Consider the following 22,523-nt stretch of genomic DNA (forward strand, 5'->3'; position numbering starts at 1 on the left):
CCCGCCCGGCCCCCCCGCCGTATCAGACAGACTTACTGAGGTAAATCAAATACAGCCATCGATTCGACATGCGAGGTATGCGGGAACATGTTGACCACGCCCGCCTTGCTCAGCACATAGCCCGCTTCCAGCGCCAGGATGCCGGCGTCGCGCGCCAGGGTCGATGGACTGCACGAGACGTAGACGATGCGTTTGGGCAGCAGGTCCGGGCGCACTTGCGACAGGCCGACCAGCGCCTGGCACAGAGCCATGGCGCCATCGCGTGGCGGGTCGACGAGGATGCGGTCGAACTTGCCCAGTGCGATCAGGTCGTCCGTCGTCACTTCGAACAGATTGCGTGTCGAGAACGAGGTTTTTTCCGCCAGGCCATTGGCCAAAGCGTTTTCCAGCGCCCTCTCCGTCAGGGTGGTGCTGCCTTCGATGCCGACCACTTCGCTGCCTTGCGTGGCCAGCGGCAAGGTGAAATTGCCCAGGCCGCAGAACAGGTCGGCCACGCGGTCCGTCGGCTGCACTTCCAGCAAACGCAGGGCTTTCGACACCAGCACGCGGTTGATGTGGTGGTTCACCTGGGTGAAATCGACGGGTTTGAACGGCATCTTGACGCCAAATTCCGGCAGCAGGTAATGCAATTGCTTGTCGAGCGGGTAGAACGGCACGGCCGTTTCCGGACCTTTCACCTGCAGCCACCATTGGACGCCGTATTCGTCGGCGAAGGATTTCAGTTTCGTTTCGTCGTCCGCCGTCAACGGCGCCATGATGCGCAAGACCATGGCGGTCACATCTTCGCCGACGGCCAGCTCGATCTGCGGCATCTGGTCGAAGATGGACAGCGAAGCAATCAATCCACGCAACGGCAGCAGCATGGCCGAGATGTGCGGCGGCAAGATTTCGCAGCTATCCATGTCGGCAACAAAGGCCGATTTCTTTTCATGGAAACCCACCAGCACGGCGTCTTTCTTCTTGACGTGGCGCACGGACAGGCGCGCGCGGTAGCGGTAGCCCCACGTCGGGCCATACATGGGGCGCATGATGCTTTGCGGACGCACCTTGCCGATATGCCACAAGTTATCTTCCAGCACGCGCTGCTTGATCGCCACCTGCGCCGACGGTTCCAGGTGCTGCATCGAGCAGCCGCCGCAATTGTCGAAATGCTTGCACTTGGGCGTCACGCGCATGGACGATTCGCGGTGCAGCGCCGTCATGCGGGCCATTTCCCAGTTCTTCTTTTTCTTGAACGTCACAAAGCTGACGCGCTCGCCCGGCAATGCGCCTTCGACAAACACGACCTTGCCCGGCGAGCCGTCTTCGTTCTCAATATGGCCAACGCCACGGGCGTCCATGTCGAGCGATTTGATTTCGATGATATTTTCTTGCATAGCGATCAATAGGTAAGAGTGGGCCAGGACGCAGGGCCGCGCTGGAACTTGAAAGAATGGGGGAAAGGTCAGGCGCCGCGAGCGGGGCGTATGATAGCAGATGCGGGCCCGCGACAGCCGGGCCAGGGGATTACAAAAGGGAATCTCTTACTACGCCGCGCGCCGCCATGGCCCGCTTCAGCTTGATCAGGGCTTCCTGCTGGATCTGGCGAACTCTCTCGCGCGTCACGCCCATTTCCTCGGCCAGGGTTTCCAGGGTGGCCGGGTCGTCGTTGTCAAGACCGAAACGGCGCATGATGACGACGCGCTGCTTGTCGGGCAGCTTGGTCAGCCAGTCGCGCACGAGCACCGTCATTTCATGGTGTTCCGCGCGCGCGTCGGGGCTGTCTTCGCTGGCGCCGGGCAACATGTCCATCAGCGACGATTGCGGGTCGTTGTCGAGCGGCGCGTCAAGCGAGGTGGCGTGCTCGGACAGGGCCAGGATATCCTGCACCTCTTCCACGGGACGGCCCACGAGGTGGGCGATATCTTCCGCGGTGGCATCCTTGCCGTCGTGGTGCTGGGCTTCCAGGTGGTATTTGCCGCGCAGGATTTGATTGAGTTCGCGCACCATGTGCACGGGCAGGCGCACCGTGCGCGCCTGGTTCATGATGGCGCGCTCGATGCTCTGGCGTATCCACCAGGTGGCGTAGGTCGAGAAACGGAAACCGCGCTCGGGCTCGAACTTGTCGATGGCCCGCATCAGGCCGATGTTGCCCTCCTCGATCATGTCGAGCAAGACCACGCCGCGGTTGATGTAATGCTTGGCGATCGACACGACGAGGCGCAAGTTGTGCTCGATCATGGTTTGCCGGGCTTCGAAATTGCCCTGCTTGGCAAGGGTGGCGTAATGCACCTCTTGCGGCGCCGTCAGCAGGGGCCGCGTGCCGATCTGGTTCAGGTAGTGCTGCGTGGTATCAGTCGACAATTCGGCCGCCAGCACTTTTTTCAGTTCATCGACACTTTCGACCAGCACGCTGACGCTGGCCACCTCGCCGCCCTCGCCCGCCTCGACGGCGTCAATGCCGTCGAGTTCGCCGGTATCGTCCGTCACGACTTCGTCTGCCCCGTCTTCCGGCAGTTCCGGGTCATCGTCCAGCTGGTCGTGCGGCGCGTGTGTCATTGCTTTACCTAACGGTTAGGCAGGAATTTCGAAGGGTCGACGGGCTTGCCCTGCTGGCGGATTTCAAAGTGCAGCTTCACGCGGTCGGCATCGGAATCGCCCATTTCCGCGATGGCCTGGCCTTTGTTGACGTTCTGCCCTTCCTTCACCAGGATGCTGCGGTTATGCGCATACGCCGACAATAAACTATTACTGTGCTTCACGATGACAAGATTACCATAACCACGGATTCCGCTCCCGGCATACATGACTTTTCCCGCGCCGGCAGCCACCACTTGCTGGCCCGCCTTGCCGGCGATATCGACGCCCTTGTTCTTGCCTTCGTCGAAAGTGCCGATGACCTTGCCTTCGGAAGGCCACATCCAGCTGATCTTCTCGTCGCCAGGCGCCGATGCGGCAGGGGCTGCCGCGGCGGCGGCCGGTGCGGCAGCGACGGCTGCTGCTGCGGGCGCTGCCGCAGGCTTGGCATCGCCGGTGCCGCCATCGGCGCGCAATTCGGCCAGGGTGGCGTCGGAATACGCGCGCTTCTCGCCGCGCGGCCCCGTTTTCTTCGGCACGACAGGCGCGGCCGGCTTGATTTCCGTCGACGGCGGCATGACGATGGCCGACGTTTGCGCGCCGCCCGTGTCGCCAGTCGGCGGCAGCACGCGCAGCACCTGGTCGACCTTGATGTCGTTCGGGTTGCTCAAGTCGTTCCAGGTCACCAGGTCGCGGTAATTCTGGCCGTGCTCGAGGGCGATACGCAGCAGGGTGTCGCCACGCTTGACCGTGTAATAGGCCGGGTCGCGGTCGCGCGGATCGCTGGCGGCGGCGGCGCTGGTCGATGGATGGCGCTCGACGACTGGCGCCTGCACGCCAGTGGTGCCGCAACCGGTTAACAGGGCGGCCAGCGCAAGGCTGCAGAGTAGTACATTGTTTTTCTTAATCATTCGCATGTATATTTAGGTCCTGCTTGCTAGCTGATCCGGGGATCATATGGTGCCCGGGCGCAAAGGCACGAAATGGCAATCTTCCAGGGTCTGGCTAGTCCATTCCATTTTCCCCACCCGGGTAATGAGTTGTAAGTGTTGCAATTTAGCCCCCACCGGCGCAACCAGACGCCCGCCGGGCGCCAGCTGTTCCAGCAGGGCTTGCGGGACTTCCAGGCCGGCTGCGGCAAGGATGATCCCGTCGAAGGGGGCCGCCTGCGGCAGGCCAAGCATACCATCTCCGTACTGCAAGCGCAGATTCGACACGCGCAGCGGGCGCAGATTGGCCTTCGCCAGCTCGTGCAAGGGCCGGATGCGCTCGATCGAATACACCTCTTTCGCCACCAGCGACAGCACCGCCGCCTGGTAGCCGCAACCGGTGCCGATTTCCAGCACCCGCTGCAGTTTGCCGCCCTGGCGCATCACTTCGATCATGCGCGCCACGATGTACGGCTGCGAAATGGTCTGGTGGTGGCCAATGGGCAAGGAGGCGTCGATATACGCCTGCGACGCCAGCGCCTCGTCCATGAACATGTGGCGCGGCACGGCTTGCATGGCGTCGAGCACCACCTGGTCCTTGACGCCCTGCTTCGCCACGCGGGCCACCATGGCCCGGCGCACGGCCTCCGAGACGAGCGGGTTTTGCCGCGGCGGCGACACGACGGGCGGTTGCGCCCGCTCATTGGCGATCGCTTGCGCGCGCGACGGCGCGATGGCCGTCTGCGCGCCATACGGCTGCGCCACGCCGCGCGCCGCGTTTTGCGCCGCATTCTGCGTGGCCGTCTGCGGCGTGGCGATCCGGGACTGGGCCAGCGACTGCCCCCCGCCCTGCCTGGCGGGCTTGCCGGCCAGCGAATCGAGGGAAAGGGGGAAGGTACGCGGCTTGTCAGTCATAGTGAGCGGTCATGCCAGGCCTTTTGCCAGCGCATCGAGTTGGGTGGTATGGGTCAGGTCGATCTGCAACGGCGTGATCGATACTTTTCCATGTTCAACGGCATGGAAGTCCGTGCCAGGACCGCCTTCCTTGGCCGCACCGGCGGGGCCGATCCAGAAAATTTCACGACCACGCGGGTCGAGCGCGCGGATCACGGGCTCGGCCGAGTGGCGCTTGCCCAGGCGCGTGGCCGCCATGCCTTGCAATTGCTCGTAAGGGATGGCCGGGATGTTCACGTTCAGCAGATACGGTTTTTGCAGGGCGTCAAACTGGCGCTCGACGATTTCCCTGGCCACGCGGGCAGCCGCGTCCAGATTGGCCCAGCCAAACTGCGACTGAGAAAAGGCGATGGCGGGAATGCCGAACAGATAGCCTTCCGTGGCAGCCGCGACGGTACCCGAATACAGGGTGTCGTCGCCCATGTTGGGGCCGTTGTTGATGCCGGACACCACTAGGTCGGGGCGCTCGATGAGCATGCCCGTCAGCGCCACGTGCACGCAGTCGGTGGGCGTGCCGTTGACAAAATAAAAGCCGTTGGCAGCCTTGTGCACGGACAAGGGCCGGTCCAGGGACAGCGAATTGGACGCGCCCGAACGGTTGCTGTCGGGCGCCACCACGACGATGTCGGCAATGGGTGCGAGCGCGTCGGCCAGGGCCGCCAGGCCGGGCGCCAGGTAACCGTCGTCGTTACTGATAAGAATTCTCATAACGAGATTTTACCTGAAGCAATGCCCACACTGCGCATACCGCACGCCGATCGGCAGCATTTTTTGTGCTGCCGCGCGCACATGGCGCGCAGTCTCAGCGCTGCTCGATGCGCGCTTCCGACAACGCCCCTTCCAGCGCCTGCACTTCATCCTCCTGCAAGGCCAGCAAGGCATTCAGGTCGCCTTGCAACTTGTACATTCTTTTCAGCTGCGCCATGCCGCGCCGGCGCAACTTGCCCGGCACGCCGGGGCGCAGCAGGCAAGATTTCAAATGTTCGGCCAGTTCGCCCGCCTGCGCATACTGTTCCCGCTCGATCATGCCTTGCAACATCGAGATCATGCTGGCCAGGGTGTCCGGCTCGGCCCCTTCGTGCCCGTTGGCGCGGCCGGCCAGGATGGTTTCCTGCAAATGCCGCGCGCCGTCGAGCACGCTGTCCGCATGCCCCGTGACGGGCGCGTTCAACAGCCGGTCGCTGCCGCTGAGGACGGCGTCTTCCAGCAGGCGCGCCGCCTCGCTGTCGCCCTGCTGCTGCAAGGTGCCTGCCAATTGCGTCTTGCTGTGCAAGGTATCGAGGTGGTCTTCGCCCAGCAGGCGCGCATGCACTTCCAGCACCTGTTCCTGCACGCTGCGCGCCGCATCGAGTTCACCGCGCCGCAGCAGCGCCTCGGCCAGCTTGCGCTGGCTCATCAGGGTTTCCGGATGGTCGAGCCCGCGCGTGCGCTCGCGCGCCGCCACCTGGTCTTCATGCAACTGGCGCGCGCCGGCCCAGTCGCCCTGCCCGGCCACGACGTCGGCCAGCAAGTCGCGCGTGGACAGGGTGGCCGCATGGTCGCTGCCCAGGCGCCGCTCCTGTACCTGCAGCACGGCGGCGAGCAGGCGCCGCGCACCCTCCAGGTCGCCTTCGCGCCCCAGCGCCTGCGCCAGGGCCAGCTTGCTGCGCAAGGTGTCGCCATGCTCGGCGCCAAACAGGCGCTCGCGCGCCGCCACCACCGTGCCCAGCACTTGCTGCGCCTGCGCCAGCCGGCCCATGCGCAGCAAGGTGGCGGCGCGGCCATCCATCGCATCGAGGGTCAGCGGATGTTCTCCACCCACCTGGCGCGCATAGGTGGCCAGCACCGTATCCTGCAGCAGCAGCGCCGCCGCCAGTTCACCCTGCTGCAACAGGGTTTGCGCCAGGCAGGCCCGTGCGGCCAGGGTGTCAGGATGCTCGCTGCCCAGCACGCGCTCGCGTACGTCGAGCACGTCTTCTTCCAAGAAACGGGCTTCATCGAGCTTGCCCAGCTGGCGCAGCAGGCGCGCCATGCCGCTCTTGCACGCCAGGCTGTCGGGATGCTCCTCGCCCAGCAGGCGCACGCGGATCTCGACACTCTGGCGAAAGGCGTCGAGCGCCTGCGTACTGCGCCCGTCCTTGCGGTACAGCTCGCCCAGGCGGGCCAGGTCGCGCGCCAGCGGCAGGGCCACGGCGCGGCCCGGTTCGGCCAGCAAGGCCTGGCGCGCTTCGCTGATTGCGCCCAGCAAGGCGATTTCACGGCTCGACTGCCACGGGAAGTAGCCGCCCGTCAGCCACTGCAAAAAAGCTTCGAAGGTGCGCGTGAGGGAAAAGCGGTCGCCGCCCTGGTCGATGCGCACGGCCAATTGCTCGCCATAGGCAAAGGTTTTCGTCTGCTGCAGCTGGACTTCGTCGAAATAGCTGTCGAGGGCGACCTGCGGCAAACCGTAAGAGGTGCGCAGCAGCCGTTCGAACATGGGCTGGAAGCCGGCGATGCCCTTGTGCGCGTCGCCGCGGCGCCACTCGGCGCGCTGCGCCCCATCGCCCATTTCTATGCGCGAAGGCAAGGGATACACGAGCAGCGGACGCTGTTCGTCTTCATGGCTGCGGCGGTATTCGATGGCCCGCGTGACGAGCGCGTCGACGCCTTCCAGGCTTTGCCGGTTCGGCGTGAAGACCACCACCAGCTTTTTCGGCAGCAAGGTGGTGCAGATGCCGGCGCTGTCCGTGCGCCCCGTGCGCGAATCGACGAGCACGTAGCGAAAATGCTGGGCCAGGGTATCGGCGAAGCAGCGGAACAGGGCCGGACACGTGTCGAACAGCTGATCCCAGCGCATCTGCGCCAGGCGCTCGCTGTAGCTGGCGTCGAAGCGCCCCGCGCGCATCAGGTACAGCGGACTGCCCTGGTCGACGCGCACCACGTACTGCTGCCAGTCGATGGCGTCGAGCACGCGCTGGGCCAGCGCCGCATCCTCGCGCCCAGTCCCCTGACCGCCGGCGCGCCCGCCCGCCGTTTCCAGGCTGATGCGTTCGAGCTGCTGGCGGCACGCTTCGAAAAACTCGAGCACGCCCGGTCGCTCCTCGTGCTGCTCGAAATAATGGTGCAGGCCCGGCGCTTCCATGTCCCAGTCCAGCATCAGCACGGGCACGCTGGCGTTTTCACGGCGCGCCAGCAGGACGGCGATATTCGACAGGGCCATGGTGCGGCCGGTGCCCCCCTTGTAGGAATAGAAGGTGACGACTTCGCCAGGGGCGCTCAAAGGCGGCAGGGAGAGGCGTTGGCATTCCATGACAGGACCTTTTACGTGATTAACGCGGAAAGTGGGGAGGCGGAATGGCGCGCCATTCCGGTGGAATATCGGGCAACACGAAACGGCTGCAATCGTGGCCGGGCGGTGTTGACCGCTTGAGCAAGTGGTAATGCGTGGCGATGCGCTGCACGATGCGTTCGATGTCGGGCAGGTATTGCGGATTCGATTTCAGGTCGCCGCTGGCCAGGGTATAGCCGGAAAAATCGACGTACAATCCCGACTCCGTGATTTGCGGCGGCAAGCCGTCCGGATGGCGCGTCATGATGATGGGAATGATCAGATGGCTGGGCAGTTCATACCAGGCGCGCCGCTCCTGCTCGATCAGCTGCATGGCGGCGAATTCGCGCCGCGTATAGCCGTGCGCTTCATATTTGGGCGTGTACAGCACGATCATGCAGACGCTCTGGCACATGGCGCGCGCCACGCGCAGGTCGATATCGTCGCCGCCGCCCAGTTGCTCGCTGTCGATGAACAGGACCTCCTCGCGGTCCAGGTGCGGCTCCAGATAGCACGCCAGCGCCTCGATCAGGTCATTCTTGAACTTGTTCATGAACGCATATTGGCCGTGTGCATAACTCAAGAAACAGCCGTAGCGGATCTCCATGGCATCCCCCTGTTCCCCGTGCGGCCCTGCCATCGCCGCGCCTTGATCCTGCAAGGCATGCGCTCACTGTAGACCGCTCAGCAACAGCCCTGTTTGCGCTGGCGCAAAGATGTGTCTGGCGTCCTGGACATGCGACACAATGCCAGAAACTGGCGCAATCAAACTGATTTCTGGCATGCCAGGCGCGCAAGCGGGCGCCGCGCGAAAAACGCTACTCGCTTGATAACAAAGGGAAATACGCCGGCGCGCGCATGGCGCCGGCTAGCGGAACTTAAGCGCCCTTGGCGGGCAGGCTGCGGAAGAACTCCACCACTTCGGCGGTATCGCGCGTGCGCTTGAACGGCGGCAGGCTTTGCCAGATGCGCTTGCCGTAGGGCTTGGAAATGAGGCGGGGGTCGCAGATCATCAGCACGCCCCGGTCGCCTTCGTCGCGGATCAGGCGGCCCGCGCCCTGCTTCAGGTTGATGATGGCTTCCGGCAGCGAATGGTGCATGAAACCATTCTTGCCCTGCTTTTCCATCACTTCGATGCGCGCGGCCAGCACGGGATCGTCGGGCGGCGCGAACGGCAGCTTGTCGATGATCACGAGGGACAAGGCATCGCCGCGCACGTCGACACCTTCCCAGAAGCTCTGACTACCGATCAGCACGCCATTGCCGGCCGCGCGGAACTGGTCGAGCAATTCCGTGCGGCCCTTTTCTCCCTGCACGAACAGGGGGAAGTTCAGGCCGCGCTGCTTGAATTCGTCGGCCAGGCGCTCGGCGGCCCGCTTGACGGCGCGCAAGGTGGTACACAGGAAGAAGGTGCGCCCGCCCGCCGCTTCGATGATGGGCAAGGCGCAGTCGATGACGGCGTCCGTGTAACCCAGCGAATTGGGCTGCGGCAGGTTTTGCGGCACGAACAGCAAGCCCTGCTGGCCATAGTCGAACGGACTCGGCCATGTATGCGACGGCTCGCCCGTCAAGCCCATCTGTTCGGAAAAATGCTTGAAGTCGTTTTTCACGGCCAGGGTGGCGGACGTGAAAATCCAGCTGCGCGGCGTGCCTTCGCGCTGGTTATTGAAAATTGGCGCGATCGACAATGGCGTTTTATGCAACTGCAAGGAGCTGGAAAACGCTTCCACCCAGAACACCGCCTCTTCGCCGGCCGCCACTTTCGCCTTCGGATCGAACTTCCAGCCGCTCAACTGCTGCGCCAGCTCGACGCCGCGCACCCGGCACTGTTCCAGCGTTTCCGCCCGTTCCGCCTGGGTTTCCAGCACGGCCACCATGCCGTCGAGCTCATCCTTGAGGGTGTCGAGCGCGGGGAAAAAGTCGCTCGACGGGGCGATCTGCGGCAAGGACAGGCGCACGATGTCCTGCGGGAACGTCAGACGCAGGTCGCGCGCCGCCTTTTCCACCACCGTCACCGTCTTGGCCCAGTCGATGCCGCGCGCATGCGCGAGGCCCTCGGCCAGCACGTCGCGGCACAGCTCGAGGATTTGCGAGGTCGACACCGTGTTACCGAAGAACAAGGTCGCCGTATCGGGAAGCTGGTGCGCCTCATCGAAGATGATGGTATTGGCCGACGGCAGCAATTCCGCCACACCCGTGTCCTTCAGGGCCACGTCGGCAAAGAACAGGTGATGGTTGACCACCACCACGTCGGCCTGCTGGGCTTCCTTGCGGGCCTTCATCACAAAGCAATCCTGGTAATACTGGCATTCGGCGCCCATGCAGGTGTCGCGCGTGGAGGTCACCAAATTCCAGATCATGGCGTTTTCCGGCACCTTGGTCAGCTCGGCCTTGTCGCCCGAGCTGGTCATCTTGATGAAGCGCGAGATTTCCCGCAAATGCCCGACGTCGTCGCGCGAGGTCATGCGACCGTTCTGCAGGGTGCGTTCCAGGTGGTAATGGCAGACGTAGTTCGAGCGGCCCTTGAGCAAGGCGACGGAAACGGGCGCCTGCAGCGCGGCGCGCACGGTGGGGATATCGCGCAGGAACAATTGATCCTGCAAGTTCTTTGTGCCGGTGGAAACAATGGTCTTGCCGCCCCACATCAGGGCCGGCACCAGATAGGCGAAGGTCTTGCCTGTGCCCGTGCCCGCCTCGGCGATCAGGGTCGTCTGGCTGTCGATGGCGCTGGCGATGGCTTTCGCCATTTCCGTTTGCGAACGGCGCGGCTTGTAGCTGCCCACGGCCGGACCGAGCGGGCCGCCGGCGCCAAACAGGCGCTCGATGTCGGCATCGTGCTTGCCAGGCGCCGCCTGCGGTTCGGCTGGCAGACTGGCTTGCAGATCGGCCGGCTGGCCATCTGGGTTTACTGGCAATGAATTGTGATCGGTCAAAATATACTTAGGTGAAGGCTGGACTGGACGCTACTGGCGCCCCTCAGGCGGGAACGTCGGGCACCAACTGCATTTTCAGCAAGGTGATGTGATCCTTCAATTGCAATTTGCGCTTTTTCAGGCGGCGCAGCTGCAGCTCGTCATGGTGGCCATCGAGTATCAGCAACTCGATGACGGCATCGAGGTCGCGGTGTTCCACGTTGAGTTCAATCAGGCGCCGCTCTATTTGCTGTGCATCGCTCATGTGTTGCGTTCCAGGCAGTGTTGGTAACAGTGTTGGGAAACCGGCGCGCGCAGCGTACGCAGGCAGCCATGGTGCGTAGTTTAACCTGCCGCGCGTCTTAGGGCACGCCATTTCCGGCGTGCCCCTGCGCGGCAGTGTTATTTGGCCGGCGGCACAGGCACGGCAGCGGCCGGCGTGCTGGCAGCGGCGGCCGCCGCCTTGGCAGCCTTGGCCTGCGCTTCGGCCTGGCGCTCGGCCAGACGTTGCGCCACCCGTTTCTGGCGCGCCACGGCGTCAGCCTGTTTTTTCGCATATTGCGCTTCGCGGGCCGCGCGCCGCGGCGCTTCGGCGGCATCGTTGGCGGCCTGTTTCGCCACCTTCGCCGCTTGCTCGGCCTCGCGCTCGGCAAGGCTCTTGCCTTGCGCCTTGGGCGACGCCGGCTCGGGCGTGACCACTTTCACGGGCTTGGGCACGGCCGCGGCCCGCTGTTCGGCGTCGAGGCGCGCACTTTCCTGCGTCCTGGCCAGGTCGATATCGCGCAGGCGCACGGACTCGGCACGCTTGAAGTAATTCGCTTCCGCGTCGACGGCGCGCAGGCGCACGAGGATCAGGCGGCGCTTTTCCTTGGCCTTGTCGAGGCAGTTATTCACGAAAAACTTGTCGTAGCACTCGAGTTCGCGCGCGGCAAACTCGTTTTCCGCCGCCTCGCGCTCGCTGGCCGACTGCTTCAGCTTGGCGTCCGCTTCTTCCACGGACAGGGTCGCGGGCACCTGCGGCGCGCCGACCTCATCCAATGCCGCCGCACCCTGGTGCGCGCAGGCGGACAACGCCAGGACCAGGCCCAGCGCCGCACCCAGCTTGTATAGTGTATTTGCCATCATGTTCATTATCCCTGCCTCAAACGATCGCGTCGGCCGCGCCGCGCTGTTCTTTTTCCATGTATTCGCGCGATTGCATCTCGATGATACGCGAAACGGTGCGGTGAAACTCGTTGGCCAGCATGCCGTTCGTGTACAGCTCGTCAGGCGGCACTTCGGCCGACATGATCAGCTTGACCTTCTGGTCGTAAAACACGTCGATCAGCCACGTGAAGCGGCGCGCCTCGGACGACTGCGCCGCCGACATGGCCGGTATGCCGGACAATATCACCGTATGGAAGCGGCTGGCGATTTCCAGGTAATCATTTTGCGAGCGGGGGCCGCCGCACAGGGTGGCGAAATCGAACCAGATGATGCCGCCGGCGCGGCGCAGGCAATGGATTTCGCGGCTCTCGATGCGGATGCGCGCGTCTTCATCGGCCGTCTCGGCGATGCGCGTGTAGGCGTCGCGCAAGGCCTTGTCGGTCTCCGCGCCCAGCGGCGTATAGTAACTTTCCACCTGCTCCAGCGCGCGGCCGCGGTAATCGACGCCAGCGTCGACGTTCATCACGTCGAGCTTGTCCTTGAGCAGCGCGATGGTCGGCAGCATGCGGTCGCGGTGCAGGCCGTCCGGATACAGCAGGTCCGGATCGTAATTCGACGTCATGATGAAGGACACGCCGTTGGCGAACAGGGCCGACAGCAGGTTGTACAGGATCATCGCGTCGGCGATGTCGGAGACGTGGAATTCATCGAAACAGATGAGGCGGTATTTCTTGGCGATGCGCTTGGCCACCTCGTCGAGCGGGTCGGCTACGCCTTTCAATTCATCGAGCTGCTGGTGCACGCCGCGCATGAATTCGTGGAAGTGCAATCGCGTCTTGCGCACCAGGGGCACGACGGAGTAAAAACTGTCCATCAGGAACGATTTGCCGCGCCCCACTCCCCCCCACATGTACACGCCTTTCGGCACGGCAGGACGGTTCAGCAGGCGCTTGAAGGTACTCGAGCGCTGGCCCTTGTAGGCCACCCACTCGTCATAGCACAGCTGCAGGCGGTCGACCGCGCGCCGCTGGGCGGCATCGGCCTTGAAATCACGCTTCTGCAGCGCGTGCTGGTAAAACTCTTCTACGTTCATGGGATTCGCTTTAACGCACAAGGGCGCCGGCGGAAAAAATCCGCGAGCGCCCCTGCAGGACTAACTACAATTAAAAGTTCAACGTACGCTTGTCAATCGCCAGTGCCGCTTCCTTGGTCGCTTCCGACAGGGACGGATGGGCGTGGCAGATGCGCGCGATGTCTTCGGCCGATGCCTTGAATTCCATCGCCACGACGGCTTCGGAAATCAGTTCGGAGGCCATCGGGCCGACGATGTGCACGCCGAGGATTTCATCGGTCGTCGCATCGGCCAGGAATTTCACCATGCCCGAGGTGTCGCCCAGCGCGCGCGCACGGCCGTTGGCCATGAACGGGAAGGTGCCGGCCTTGTAGGCGATGCCTTCGGCCTTCAGGGTTTGCTCGGTCTTGCCGACCCACGCGATTTCCGGCGAGGTGTAGATCACCCAGGGAATCGTGTTGAAGTTGGTGTGGCCATGCTGGCCGGCGATACGCTCGGCCACGGCAACGCCTTCTTCTTCGGCCTTGTGCGCCAGCATCGGGCCACGCACGACGTCGCCCACTGCCCAAACGTTCGGCAGGTTGGTCTTGCAGTCGCCGTCGACGGCGATGAAGCCGCGTTCGTCCAGCTGCAGGCCGACTTTATCGGCGCCCAGGCCGTTCGTGTTCGGCGTGCGGCCGATCGAGATGATCAGCTTGTCGAACACGGCTTTTTGCGCTTCGCCCTTGGCGTCCACGAATTCCACGGTGACGTCTTTCTTGCCTGGCGTGATCGCACCGATCTTGCAACCGAGGTTGATCTTCAAGCCTTGCTTGGTGAACAGCTTCGACGCTTCCTTGGCGATCTGCTCGTCGACGGCGCCCAGGAAGACCGGCAGGCCTTCCAGCACGGTGACGTCGGAACCCAGGCGGCGCCATACGCTGCCCATTTCCAGGCCGATCACGCCGGCACCGATGACGCCCAGCTTGGCTGGTACGGCGTCGATGGCCAGTGCGCCCGTGTTCGACAGGATCAGTTTCTCGTCGAATGGTGCGCCCGGCAGTTCGCGCGCGTTCGAACCCGTGGCGATGACCACATGCTTGGCCGTCAGGGTTTCGTTGGCTTCGCCCGTCACGCTGATGTCATACGTGCCGGCTGCGGCAGCGGCGAAAGCGGCGCGGCCGTGGAAGAAGGCGATCTTGTTCTTCTTGAACAGGTACAGGATGCCGTCGTTGTTTTGCTTGACGACGGTGTCTTTGCGCTTGAGCATCTGGCCCAGGTTCAGCTTCAGGCCGGCGACGTCGATGCCGTGCTCGGCGAAGCTGTGGCCCGCGTGTTCGAAATGCTCGGACGATTGCAGCAGCGCTTTCGACGGGATGCAGCCGACGTTGGTGCAGGTACCGCCAGGAGCGGCGCCGCCCTTGGCGTTCGACCACTCGTCGACGCAAGCGACGGAAAAGCCCAGCTGCGCTGCGCGGATGGCGGCGATGTAGCCGCCAGGGCCCGCACCGATGACAACTACGTCAAATTGTTTAGTACTCATGTTTTGTTATTCCAATCTCTTCGTCTGGTACGAAAATCCACAATAGAAGGTAAATCACCACGCCGAAGCCGAAGGTCAATGTAAACAGGACGAAGGCGAGGCGCCAGATCCACGCCTCCATGCCGGAAGCGCGACCCAGGCCGCCGCAGACGCCGCCGAGCCAGCGGTCGTTGCGCGAACGGCGCAGGCGGTTGAATTCCTGCACCAGGTCGTTCGCCGGACCGGCAGCCGCATCGGCGCCGGCGCCGGACGTGCTGTCCGGCTTGTCCAGGTTGATATTGCTCAGGAGCTTGGCTTTCGCTTGCGCGAATTCCGCGTCGCTCAAGGCGCCCGCCAGGTGCAACTCGTGCAGACGCTTGATTTCTTCAGAGATGTTCATAGGAATCCTCTTTCATTGAGATCAGCCAGCTGCGTCTTCTGGCAAGGGGTATCAGCTACATTGCCCCGGCGGCTACGCCGGGGGACTACAGTGCTTACAGGTCCAGCAGCAGGCGTGCAGGATCTTCCAGCGCTTCTTTCATCGCCACCAGGCCCAGGACGGCTTCGCGGCCATCAATGATGCGGTGGTCGTAGGACATGGCCAGGTAGTTCATCGGACGCACCACGATCTGGCCGTTTTCGACAACGGCGCGGTCTTTGGTCGCATGCACGCCCAGGATGGCCGATTGTGGCGGGTTGATGATCGGGGTCGACAGCATGGAGCCGAAGGTGCCGCCGTTCGAGATCGAGAACGTGCCGCCCGTCAGGTCGTCCAGGGTCAGCTTGCCTTCCTTGGCTTTCGCGCCGAATTCACCGATTTTTTTCTCGATGTCGGCGATCGACAGCTGGTCCGCGTTGCGGATGATAGGCACGACCAGGCCGCGCGGCGAACCGACCGCGATACCGATGTCGAAGTAGCCGTGGTAGACGATGTCGTTGCCGTCAACGGAAGCATTGATGATCGGGTACTTTTTCAGGGCGGCGACGGCGGCCTTGACGAAGAAGGACATGAAGCCCAGCTTGACGCCGTGCTCTTTCTCGAACTTGTCCTTGTACTTGTTGCGCAGGTCGATGACCGGCTGCATGTTCACTTCATTGAACGTGGTCAGGATGGCGTTCGTCGATTGCGATTGCAGCAGGCGCTCGGCGATACGTGCGCGCAGACGGCTCATCGGCACGCGCTCTTCAGGGCGGTCGCCCAGGTTGGCGGCCGACGGCGTGGCAACTTGTTGCAGCGCTGGCTTGGCAGCGGCTGGCGCCAGCGGCGCGACAGCTGGCTTGGCGGAAGCGGCCAGGGCGTCGCCCTTGGTCACGCGGCCATCTTTGCCGGAACCGGCGACGTCGCCAGCGGACAGGCCTTTTTCGGACAGGATCTTGGCAGCGGCAGGCATGGCGACATCGCCTTTGGTCGCAGCGGCTGGCGCCGAAGCGCTAGCGGTATCTTGGGCGGCGGCAGCCAGGGCTGGCGCAGGCACGGCCGACACTTCCATCGGGCTGACCTTGGCCGAGCCGTCGGTGTCGATGATGGCGATGACTTCGCCTGCGACGACGGTAGCGCCGTCAGCCTTGATGATTTGAACGATCACGCCAGCGGCAGGCGCTGGCAGTTCCAGCACCACTTTATCGGTTTCGATATCGATCATGTTTTCGTCGCGCGCAACTGGTTCGCCGACTTTCTTGTGCCATGCCAGCAGGGTCGCTTCTGCAACCGATTCCGACAACTGGGGAACTTTGACTTCGATTTGTGCCATGTAAAACTCCGTTTATTTTGTTATTGCGGCGCCGCCCCTGCGTAGCAAGGGCGGCGCTCCGTCATGATGTATGCAAGCAGGCGCCGTGCAATCGCATGGCGCCCTTATCCTGCCACTTACTTGGTCAGGATAAAACCCTTCAGCTTCGAGAATGCCGTTTCCAGCAGATCTTTTTGCTGGGCGTAGTGCTTGTCATAGTAACCGACAGCAGGCGACGCCGAAGCAGGACGGCCGGCGTAAGCCAGACGCTGACCCGATTCCAGGCCTTCGAAGATGTTGTGCTGGATCTGGAACCAGGCGCCCTGGTTTTGCGGCTCGTCCTGCGCCCAGACCACTTCGACCAGGTTCGGGAACTTCTTCAGTTCGGCAGCGAACGACTTGTGCGGGAACGGATACAGCTGTTCCAGGCGCACGATGGCCGTGTCGGTCTGGCCGCGGGTCTTGCGTGCGTTGACCAGGTCGTAATAGACCTTGCCCGAGCAGGCGACCACGCGCTTGACTTTCTTGGCGTCGATTTTGTCGTCGACTTCGCCGATGACGGTCTGGAAACCGCCCTTGGCCAGGTCGGTCAGCGGCGAACCGGCATCCTTGTTGCGCAACAACGACTTCGGCGTCAGGATGACCAGCGGCTTGCGGAACTGGCGCACCATCTGGCGGCGCAGCAAATGGAAGATCTGCGAAGCCGTCGTCGGCTGCACCACTTGCATGTTGTTGTCTGCGCACAGCTGCAGGAAACGCTCAGGACGGGCCGACGAGTGCTCAGGACCCTGGCCTTCGTAACCGTGCGGCAGCATCATGACCAGGCCCGAAGCGCGGCCCCACTTCACTTCGCCGGAGCTGATGAATTGGTCGATCACCACTTGCGCGCCGTTGGCGAAGTCGCCGAACTGGGCTTCCCAGATCGTCAGCGTGTTCGGTTCAGCGGTCGAGTAGCCGTATTCGAAGGCCAGTACGGCTTCTTCGGACAGCACCGAGTCGATGACGGTGAACGGCGCCTGGTTGTCCGACACGTTTTGCAGCGGAATGTAGGTACCTGCATCCCAACGCTCGCGGTTCTGGTCATGCAGCACGGCGTGGCGGTGCACGAAGGTGCCGCGGCCGGCGTCCTGGCCCGTCAGGCGGATGGCGTAGCCGGACGATACCAGCGATGCGTAGGCCAAGTGTTCGCCCATGCCCCAGTCCAGGTTCATTTCGCCACGGCCCATGGTGGCGCGGTCGCCCAGTACTTTTTCAACCAGCGAGTGGACCTTGAAGTCTTCCGGCACGGTGGTGATGCGGGTGGCCAGGCGTTTCAGTTCCGTCATCGGCACGGCGGTGTCGGCCGAATCGGTCCATTTCTTGTTCAGGAACGGCAGCCAGTCGACGGCGTACTTGTTCTTGAAGTTCGAGATGACAGGATCGACGGTATGCTTGCCGGCGTCCATGGCGTCGCGGAACGCGGCCACCATCTTGTCGCCGCCATCGGCAGGGATCACGCCTTGCGCCACCAGTTTGTCCGCGTACAGCTTGCGGGTGCCTGGATGCTGGCCGATCTTCTTGTACATCAGCGGCTGCGTCAGCGCCGGCGTATCTTGCTCGTTGTGGCCAAGCTTGCGGTAGCAGATGATGTCGAGGACGATGTCCTTCTTGAATTCCATGCGGTAGTCGAGCGCGATCTGCGTCGCCAGCACCACGGCTTCCGGATCATCGGCGTTGATGTGCAGGACCGGTGCTTCGATCATCTTGACGACGTCCGAGCAGTACAGGGTCGAGCGGGCATCGCGCGGATCCGAGGTGGTGAAACCGATCTGGTTGTTGATCACGATATGCACCGTGCCGCCGGTATGGTAGCCGCGGGTTTGCGCCAGATTCAGCGTTTCCATGACCACGCCCTGGCCGGCGAAAGCGGCATCGCCGTGCACCAGGATAGGCAGCACTTGCGCGCCCTGCGCGTCGCCGCGGCGGTCCATGCGGGCCTTGACGGAACCTTCGACCACAGGGTTGACGATTTCCAGGTGCGACGGGTTGAACGCCAGCGACAGGTGGACCGGGCCGCCTGCGGTGGAGATGTCCGACGAGAAGCCTTGATGGTATTTCACGTCGCCGGCAGGCAGGTCGTCGCCATGCTTGCCTTCGAATTCTTCGAACAGTTCCTGCGGCGCCTTGCCCAGGGTGTTCACCAGCACGTTCAGGCGGCCGCGGTGGGCCATGCCGATGACGATTTCCTGCACGCCTTTTTCGCCGGCGCGCTGGATGGTTTCATCCATCGAGGCGATGAAGGTTTCGCCGCCTTCCAGGGAGAAGCGCTTCTGGCCCACGTAGCGGGTGTGCAGATAGCGTTCCAGGCCTTCAGCCGCGGTCAGGCGGTCGAGGATGTGGATTTTTTTCTCTGGGGTGAAATTCGGGGTGGAGCGGATCGATTCCAGTTTCTCTTGCAGCCAGCGCTTTTCGGCCGGGTCGGAGATGTACATGAATTCGGCGCCGATCGAACGCGTGTAGGTATCGCGCAGATAGTTGAGCAGATCGCGCAGGGTAGCGGTCTCGGGGCCAAAATAGGTATTGCTGATGTTGAACACGGTGTCCATGTCAGCGTCGGTGAAACCGTAGAAGCTCGGCTCGAGCTCAGGGATCATCGGACGTTCCTGGCGTTGCAGCGGGTCCAGGTTGGCCCAGTGCGAACCGAGGTAGCGGTAAGCGGCGATCAATTGCGTGGCGGCGACGCGCTTGCGGCCCATTTCGGCATCGAAGGAAGCGGTCACTGTGCGGATCGGACCTGCTTTTGCGCGCTCGGCGAACGAGGCGACGACGGAGGCATGCGCCACGTCAGGCTTGTTGGTGCCATCGACGGCAGGCACGTGCTGCATTGCGTCGAAGTAGGAACGCCAGTTATCGGGTACCGAGCCTGGGTTGTTCAGATACGCCTCGTACAGGTCTTCCACGTACGGAGCATTCCCACCGAACAGGTAGGAGTTGGTCGTTAATTGCTGCATATATTGCTCACCTTTCTTCGCGCTTCGCGAGGAATTAGCGGGTTAATCTAACCTTCCGCGACACGGCCTGACCGGTTAGCGGATTGCACATCAAGTTGTGGGGAAGGGCTTTTTTATTGCACCAGCATTCTGCATACCGTCATTTAGAATAGCACGCGGTATTGTAACGCAACAACGGCTAGTTGAATTTTATTTGGCAAGCAAATGTAAGCTGTGTTGTTGATTTTCCCGGGCTTGCAAGCCTGTCACTGTTGTGCTTACGGCACATCGGCGGCCCTGCCGGCGTGCCGCTTGCGGCCAACTGGTCTGCCCGACAACGGCCCCGCCGCGATGGCTGCCAGCCACTCGGGATCGCCGGCAAACCACTCCACCAGGAAGTCGAGCATGGTGCGCAGCAGGGGCGACATGTGCTGGCGCGAGGTGTAGACGCCATAGATGCCCATGTCCTGCGGCTGGTACGCGGGCAGCAGCTCCACCAACTTCCCGCTGGCGATCAGCGGCGCGGCCGAAAAGCGCGGCTGCATGGCGATGCCCGCCCCCGCCACCGTGGCCACCAGCAGGACCAGCGACTCATTCGCCGACAGGCGGCCGCTGACGGGGACAGTGAGCGCTTCCCCGTCGTGCGTGAATTGCCACAGGCTCTTGCCGAAATACGTATAGGTCAGGCAGTTGTGCAGCGCCAGGTCTTGCGCCCGGCGCGGCGTGCCATGTGCGGCCAGGTACGATGGCGCGGCGCACACCACCGACGCGCAGCTGGCCAGCTGGCGCGCGATCAGGTTCGGCTCGAGCGCGTTGGTGATGCGGATCGCCAGGTCGATGCGCTGCTCCACCAGGTTGACGGCGCGGTTCTCCATCTGCAGGTCGACGGCGGCGCGCGGGTAGCGCCGCAGGTAAGCGGTTACTGCGCCAGCGAGCGCCGTCTGCGCCAGCGATTGCGAGCAGGTGATGCGCAGCAAGCCGTGCGGCGTGTCGAGGCCCTCGGGCGAGGTGACGGCCATGGCGCCGGCCACTTCCAGCATCTGGCGGCAGCGCGCCAAGGTGGTCTCGCCCGCATCCGTCAGGCTCAGACGGCGCGTGGTGCGATGCAACAGGCGCGCCTCCGCCCACTCTTCCATCTCGGCCAGATAGCGCGTCACCATGGCGCGCGACATGTCGAGCGCCTCGCTGGCGGCCACCATGCTGCCCCGCTCGGCGATGGCGACGAATACTTGTGCTGCGGTGATGCGGTCCATGCGGTACTCCCTTGATTCATCCGATCCATGCAACTAAGTATTGCAATCTACCCTATTTGTCGCGCCTGGTCGAAAGGATAATATGCGGGAGAGCATCCAATGCAGAAAGAATAATATGTTTGCACGCGCCGCCCGCCCCTCCCGCACCCTGGAAACCTTCCGCCTGGATGTGCTGGGCCGCGCACCGTCCACTTCGCTGCTGCTGAGCGGCTTGACGGACGCCATCCTCGTCAACACCCAGTTCCTGCGCGGCGACGCGGCGCAGTTAGCGCACACCATCGCCGCCAGCGGCAAGCGCCTGACCACCATCTATATCAGCGCGGCCGAACCGCAAGCCTATTTCGGCCTGGGCGTGCTGCAGCAAGCCTTTCCGCACGCCGACATCCTCGCCAGCGGCGCCACGGTCGAGGCGATCCGCAGCCAGGCCGGCGCCAGGGTCGCCCACTGGGGCGGCATCCTCAAGCACAATGCACCGCGCTGCATCGTCCTGCCGCAACCCTTTGAGGGCGACAGCCTGCCACTGGAAGGCCGGCACGTCGCCCTGCGCCACCTGGAAGCGGCGTTGAACTGAGGCCGTTCTGGCCGGCCCTACAACGCGGCCAGGAAGCGCTCATACGCTTGCGCGCTGCGCGCCAGCCGCTCGGCATAGCCCGTTTCCTTCGGCCCGTCTTCCGCGCCATAAAAGGCAAAGAAGCGGCGGTTGTCGGCGCCGATATACGCCAGGGTGACATCGAACGGCGCCAGCAGCTGCGCCAGGGTGACGTTCCACTTGCCTTCCGGCGTGAAGTCTTCCTGGCGGATGCCTGCCGTCACGGCCAGCGCCACTTTTCTTCCTTTAAAGGCATCGCCGCCCGTGCCATAGGCCCAGCCATACGCCAGCACCTCATCGAGCCACTGCTTGAGCAAGGGCGGGCAGTTGAACCAGTACACGGGGAACTGCAAGACCACATTGGCGTGCGCTTCCACCAGCGCCTGCTCGCGCGCCACGTCGATCTGTCCATCCGGATAAGCCTGGTGCACATTGTGGATGGTGTAGCGGTCGGGATACTGCGCCAGCTCCTGCAGCCAGCGCTTGTTGGCCACCGACGTGTCGATGGAGGGATGGAAGACGATAACAAGGGTTTTCAACATGCTGTTTTTCCTGAAAATGGATGGATACACCGGCCCGCATGCACAGAAAAGCAGGCAAGCCGGTACCCTGCCCCGCGGCGCTTTATTGCACCGCCAGAAGCAAAAAAAAGCATAACCATGGCGAGTACTTTATACAAGTACGCACATTTACTGCTCATACCATACAAAAAGTAAGTTACTTAGCTGTAGAAAAGCGCCTTGCCATGCATATCAGGATCAGGATCAGGCTGGCTGGTGCCGTTCGCCCCACTCGCACAGGGTGTGGAGCACGGGGATCAGCGAGGCGCCCTTGCTTGAGAGCGAATATTCCACCTTGGGCGGCACTTGCGGATATTCCTTGCGGACGATCAGCGCGTCCGCTTCCAGCTCCTTCAGCACGACGCTGAGGGTCTTGAAGGCGATGCCGCCGAGATGGCGCTTGAGTTCGTTATGCCGCAGCACGGTGTTTGCCGCCAGCGCGTACAGGATCAGCATCTTGTATTTGCCGCCAATCAGCGACAAGGTATAGCCAAATGCCGTATCGGCCAGGGCCACGCCGCTGGGGGCGCAGGTTTCTTCATTCATCGCGTTGTGCTTCCTGTTGATCCAGGGTCCGAGCATAACAGCCCGGCATAAAAAAACGGGCCGAAGCCCGTTTTTTTGTTTGCTCGATACCGCTCTGGATTAACGCTTGTCCAGTGGCAGTACTTCACGCGTGGTCGAACCGACGAACAGCTGGCGCGGACGGCCGATTTTTTGCTCTGGGTCGGCGATCATTTCGTTCCACTGGGCGATCCAGCCGATCGTACGGGCCATAGCGAAGATACCGGTGAACAGCGACACGGGGATGCCCAGCGCCGATTGCACGATGCCCGAGTAGAAGTCGACGTTCGGGTACAGCTTGCGCGACACGAAGTACTCGTCGTTCAGTGCAATCTTTTCCAGTTCCATCGCCAGCTTGAACAGCGGGTCGTCTTGCAGACCCAGTTCTTGCAGCACTTCGTAGCAGGTTTCACGCATCAGCTTGGCGCGTGGATCGAAGTTCTTGTACACGCGGTGGCCAAAGCCCATCAGCTTGACGCCGGAGTTCTTGTCCTTGACTTGC

20 protein-coding genes are annotated in these 22,523 nt (G+C 63.0%); 1 reads left to right on the plus strand and 19 read right to left on the minus strand.

Translation table 11 applies throughout. The features are described from left to right. Nucleotides 1-32: 32 nt before the first annotated feature. The 16 genes from rlmD to ASN89_RS11560 all read right to left on the minus strand — a co-directional run bounded on the left by rlmD (nucleotide 33) and on the right by ASN89_RS11560 (nucleotide 20,308). Nucleotides 33-1,376: a 23S rRNA (uracil(1939)-C(5))-methyltransferase RlmD gene (gene rlmD, locus ASN89_RS11485; protein WP_058049365.1), complete on the minus strand. Its 1,344-nt coding sequence runs from the start codon at nucleotides 1,374-1,376 to the stop codon at nucleotides 33-35. Between the two features lie 130 nt (nucleotides 1,377-1,506). Then, complete coding sequence (gene rpoS, locus ASN89_RS11490) at nucleotides 1,507-2,538, minus strand: RNA polymerase sigma factor RpoS (protein WP_046685717.1); 1,032 nt, start codon at nucleotides 2,536-2,538, stop codon at nucleotides 1,507-1,509. A gap of 8 nt (nucleotides 2,539-2,546) precedes the next feature. Next, complete coding sequence (locus ASN89_RS11495) at nucleotides 2,547-3,467, minus strand: peptidoglycan DD-metalloendopeptidase family protein (RefSeq protein WP_058049366.1); 921 nt, start codon at nucleotides 3,465-3,467, stop codon at nucleotides 2,547-2,549. A gap of 42 nt (nucleotides 3,468-3,509) precedes the next feature. After that, on the minus strand, nucleotides 3,510-4,400 hold the full coding sequence (locus tag ASN89_RS11500) for a protein-L-isoaspartate(D-aspartate) O-methyltransferase (RefSeq protein ID WP_058049367.1): 891 nt from the start codon (nucleotides 4,398-4,400) through the stop codon (nucleotides 3,510-3,512). A 9-nt stretch (nucleotides 4,401-4,409) separates the two neighbouring features. After that, complete coding sequence (surE, locus tag ASN89_RS11505; protein WP_058049368.1) at nucleotides 4,410-5,147, minus strand: 5'/3'-nucleotidase SurE; 738 nt, start codon at nucleotides 5,145-5,147, stop codon at nucleotides 4,410-4,412. 94 nt (nucleotides 5,148-5,241) lie between these two features. Then, entirely contained in the window at nucleotides 5,242-7,707 is a 2,466-nt protein-coding gene (locus ASN89_RS11510; protein ID WP_082654531.1) for a tetratricopeptide repeat protein, read from the minus strand. Nucleotides 7,708-7,726: 19 nt separating this feature from the next. Then, a complete protein-coding gene (locus ASN89_RS11515; protein ID WP_034752049.1) occupies nucleotides 7,727-8,332 on the minus strand; it encodes a toll/interleukin-1 receptor domain-containing protein in 606 nt (201 codons plus the stop codon). A gap of 271 nt (nucleotides 8,333-8,603) precedes the next feature. Further along, entirely contained in the window at nucleotides 8,604-10,658 is a 2,055-nt protein-coding gene (locus tag ASN89_RS11520; RefSeq protein ID WP_058049369.1) for an ATP-dependent DNA helicase, read from the minus strand. Between the two features lie 43 nt (nucleotides 10,659-10,701). Next, a complete protein-coding gene (locus tag ASN89_RS11525; protein ID WP_034752051.1) occupies nucleotides 10,702-10,902 on the minus strand; it encodes a YdcH family protein in 201 nt (66 codons plus the stop codon). 137 nt (nucleotides 10,903-11,039) lie between these two features. Beyond that, nucleotides 11,040-11,762, minus strand: coding sequence for a hypothetical protein (locus ASN89_RS11530; protein WP_058049375.1), 723 nt, complete (start codon nucleotides 11,760-11,762; stop codon nucleotides 11,040-11,042). A 16-nt stretch (nucleotides 11,763-11,778) separates the two neighbouring features. Continuing rightward, the gene (gene zapE / locus ASN89_RS11535) at nucleotides 11,779-12,876 is read right to left on the minus strand and encodes a cell division protein ZapE (RefSeq protein ID WP_034752052.1); all 1,098 of its coding nucleotides are present in this window, start codon (nucleotides 12,874-12,876) and stop codon (nucleotides 11,779-11,781) included. A 70-nt stretch (nucleotides 12,877-12,946) separates the two neighbouring features. After that, nucleotides 12,947-14,377, minus strand: coding sequence for a dihydrolipoyl dehydrogenase (gene lpdA / locus ASN89_RS11540; RefSeq protein ID WP_046685722.1), 1,431 nt, complete (start codon nucleotides 14,375-14,377; stop codon nucleotides 12,947-12,949). Then, complete coding sequence (locus ASN89_RS11545; protein ID WP_058049370.1) at nucleotides 14,367-14,756, minus strand: PspC domain-containing protein; 390 nt, start codon at nucleotides 14,754-14,756, stop codon at nucleotides 14,367-14,369. The genes lpdA and ASN89_RS11545 overlap by 11 nt, the downstream gene beginning before the upstream one ends. Before the next feature lie 94 nt (nucleotides 14,757-14,850). Then, nucleotides 14,851-16,107, minus strand: a complete 1,257-nt coding sequence (gene odhB / locus ASN89_RS11550) for a 2-oxoglutarate dehydrogenase complex dihydrolipoyllysine-residue succinyltransferase (protein WP_046685724.1) — start codon at nucleotides 16,105-16,107, stop codon at nucleotides 14,851-14,853. Nucleotides 16,108-16,223: 116 nt separating this feature from the next. Beyond that, the gene (locus tag ASN89_RS11555; protein ID WP_046685725.1) at nucleotides 16,224-19,076 is read right to left on the minus strand and encodes a 2-oxoglutarate dehydrogenase E1 component; all 2,853 of its coding nucleotides are present in this window, start codon (nucleotides 19,074-19,076) and stop codon (nucleotides 16,224-16,226) included. Between the two features lie 257 nt (nucleotides 19,077-19,333). Further along, the gene (locus ASN89_RS11560; protein ID WP_058049371.1) at nucleotides 19,334-20,308 is read right to left on the minus strand and encodes a LysR family transcriptional regulator; all 975 of its coding nucleotides are present in this window, start codon (nucleotides 20,306-20,308) and stop codon (nucleotides 19,334-19,336) included. Nucleotides 20,309-20,423: 115 nt separating this feature from the next. Here ASN89_RS11560 and ASN89_RS11565 point away from each other — a divergent pair, with 115 nt between their 5' ends. Next, nucleotides 20,424-20,879: a hypothetical protein gene (locus ASN89_RS11565; RefSeq protein WP_058049372.1), complete on the plus strand. Its 456-nt coding sequence runs from the start codon at nucleotides 20,424-20,426 to the stop codon at nucleotides 20,877-20,879. 17 nt (nucleotides 20,880-20,896) lie between these two features. Here ASN89_RS11565 and ASN89_RS11570 read toward each other — a convergent pair whose 3' ends face one another. The 3 genes from ASN89_RS11570 to ASN89_RS11580 all read right to left on the minus strand — a co-directional run. Further along, nucleotides 20,897-21,439, minus strand: coding sequence for an NAD(P)H-dependent oxidoreductase (locus ASN89_RS11570; RefSeq protein ID WP_058049373.1), 543 nt, complete (start codon nucleotides 21,437-21,439; stop codon nucleotides 20,897-20,899). A 222-nt stretch (nucleotides 21,440-21,661) separates the two neighbouring features. Then, nucleotides 21,662-22,003, minus strand: a complete 342-nt coding sequence (locus tag ASN89_RS11575; protein ID WP_058049374.1) for a winged helix-turn-helix transcriptional regulator — start codon at nucleotides 22,001-22,003, stop codon at nucleotides 21,662-21,664. 99 nt (nucleotides 22,004-22,102) lie between these two features. Continuing rightward, the coding region (locus ASN89_RS11580) for a citrate/2-methylcitrate synthase (protein WP_321166326.1) at nucleotides 22,103-22,523 on the minus strand (421 nt) is incomplete at its 5' end.

This window comes from Janthinobacterium sp. Ant5-2-1, assembly GCF_001445815.1.
Lineage (GTDB): Bacteria > Pseudomonadota > Gammaproteobacteria > Burkholderiales > Burkholderiaceae_D > Janthinobacterium > Janthinobacterium lividum_E.

What these genes read in the sequence shown, in the direction of transcription:
- rlmD (WP_058049365.1), bottom strand. Translation starts at nt 1,376, where the DNA reads ATGCAAGAAAATATCATCGAAATCAAATCGCTCGACATGGACGCCCGT.
- odhB (WP_046685724.1), bottom strand. Translation starts at nt 16,107, where the DNA reads ATGGCACAAATCGAAGTCAAAGTTCCCCAGTTGTCGGAATCGGTTGCA.
- ASN89_RS11530 (WP_058049375.1), bottom strand. Translation starts at nt 11,762, where the DNA reads ATGATGGCAAATACACTATACAAGCTGGGTGCGGCGCTGGGCCTGGTC.
- zapE (WP_034752052.1), bottom strand. Translation starts at nt 12,876, where the DNA reads ATGAACGTAGAAGAGTTTTACCAGCACGCGCTGCAGAAGCGTGATTTC.
- ASN89_RS11565 (WP_058049372.1), top strand. Translation starts at nt 20,424, where the DNA reads ATGTTTGCACGCGCCGCCCGCCCCTCCCGCACCCTGGAAACCTTCCGC.
- ASN89_RS11525 (WP_034752051.1), bottom strand. Translation starts at nt 10,902, where the DNA reads ATGAGCGATGCACAGCAAATAGAGCGGCGCCTGATTGAACTCAACGTG.
- ASN89_RS11570 (WP_058049373.1), bottom strand. Translation starts at nt 21,439, where the DNA reads ATGTTGAAAACCCTTGTTATCGTCTTCCATCCCTCCATCGACACGTCG.
- surE (WP_058049368.1), bottom strand. Translation starts at nt 5,147, where the DNA reads ATGAGAATTCTTATCAGTAACGACGACGGTTACCTGGCGCCCGGCCTG.
- ASN89_RS11545 (WP_058049370.1), bottom strand. Translation starts at nt 14,756, where the DNA reads ATGAACATCTCTGAAGAAATCAAGCGTCTGCACGAGTTGCACCTGGCG.
- ASN89_RS11555 (WP_046685725.1), bottom strand. Translation starts at nt 19,076, where the DNA reads ATGCAGCAATTAACGACCAACTCCTACCTGTTCGGTGGGAATGCTCCG.
- lpdA (WP_046685722.1), bottom strand. Translation starts at nt 14,377, where the DNA reads ATGAGTACTAAACAATTTGACGTAGTTGTCATCGGTGCGGGCCCTGGC.
- ASN89_RS11500 (WP_058049367.1), bottom strand. Translation starts at nt 4,400, where the DNA reads ATGACTGACAAGCCGCGTACCTTCCCCCTTTCCCTCGATTCGCTGGCC.
- ASN89_RS11510 (WP_082654531.1), bottom strand. Translation starts at nt 7,707, where the DNA reads ATGGAATGCCAACGCCTCTCCCTGCCGCCTTTGAGCGCCCCTGGCGAA.
- ASN89_RS11575 (WP_058049374.1), bottom strand. Translation starts at nt 22,003, where the DNA reads ATGAATGAAGAAACCTGCGCCCCCAGCGGCGTGGCCCTGGCCGATACG.
- ASN89_RS11495 (WP_058049366.1), bottom strand. Translation starts at nt 3,467, where the DNA reads ATGATTAAGAAAAACAATGTACTACTCTGCAGCCTTGCGCTGGCCGCC.
- rpoS (WP_046685717.1), bottom strand. Translation starts at nt 2,538, where the DNA reads ATGACACACGCGCCGCACGACCAGCTGGACGATGACCCGGAACTGCCG.
- ASN89_RS11560 (WP_058049371.1), bottom strand. Translation starts at nt 20,308, where the DNA reads ATGGACCGCATCACCGCAGCACAAGTATTCGTCGCCATCGCCGAGCGG.
- ASN89_RS11515 (WP_034752049.1), bottom strand. Translation starts at nt 8,332, where the DNA reads ATGGAGATCCGCTACGGCTGTTTCTTGAGTTATGCACACGGCCAATAT.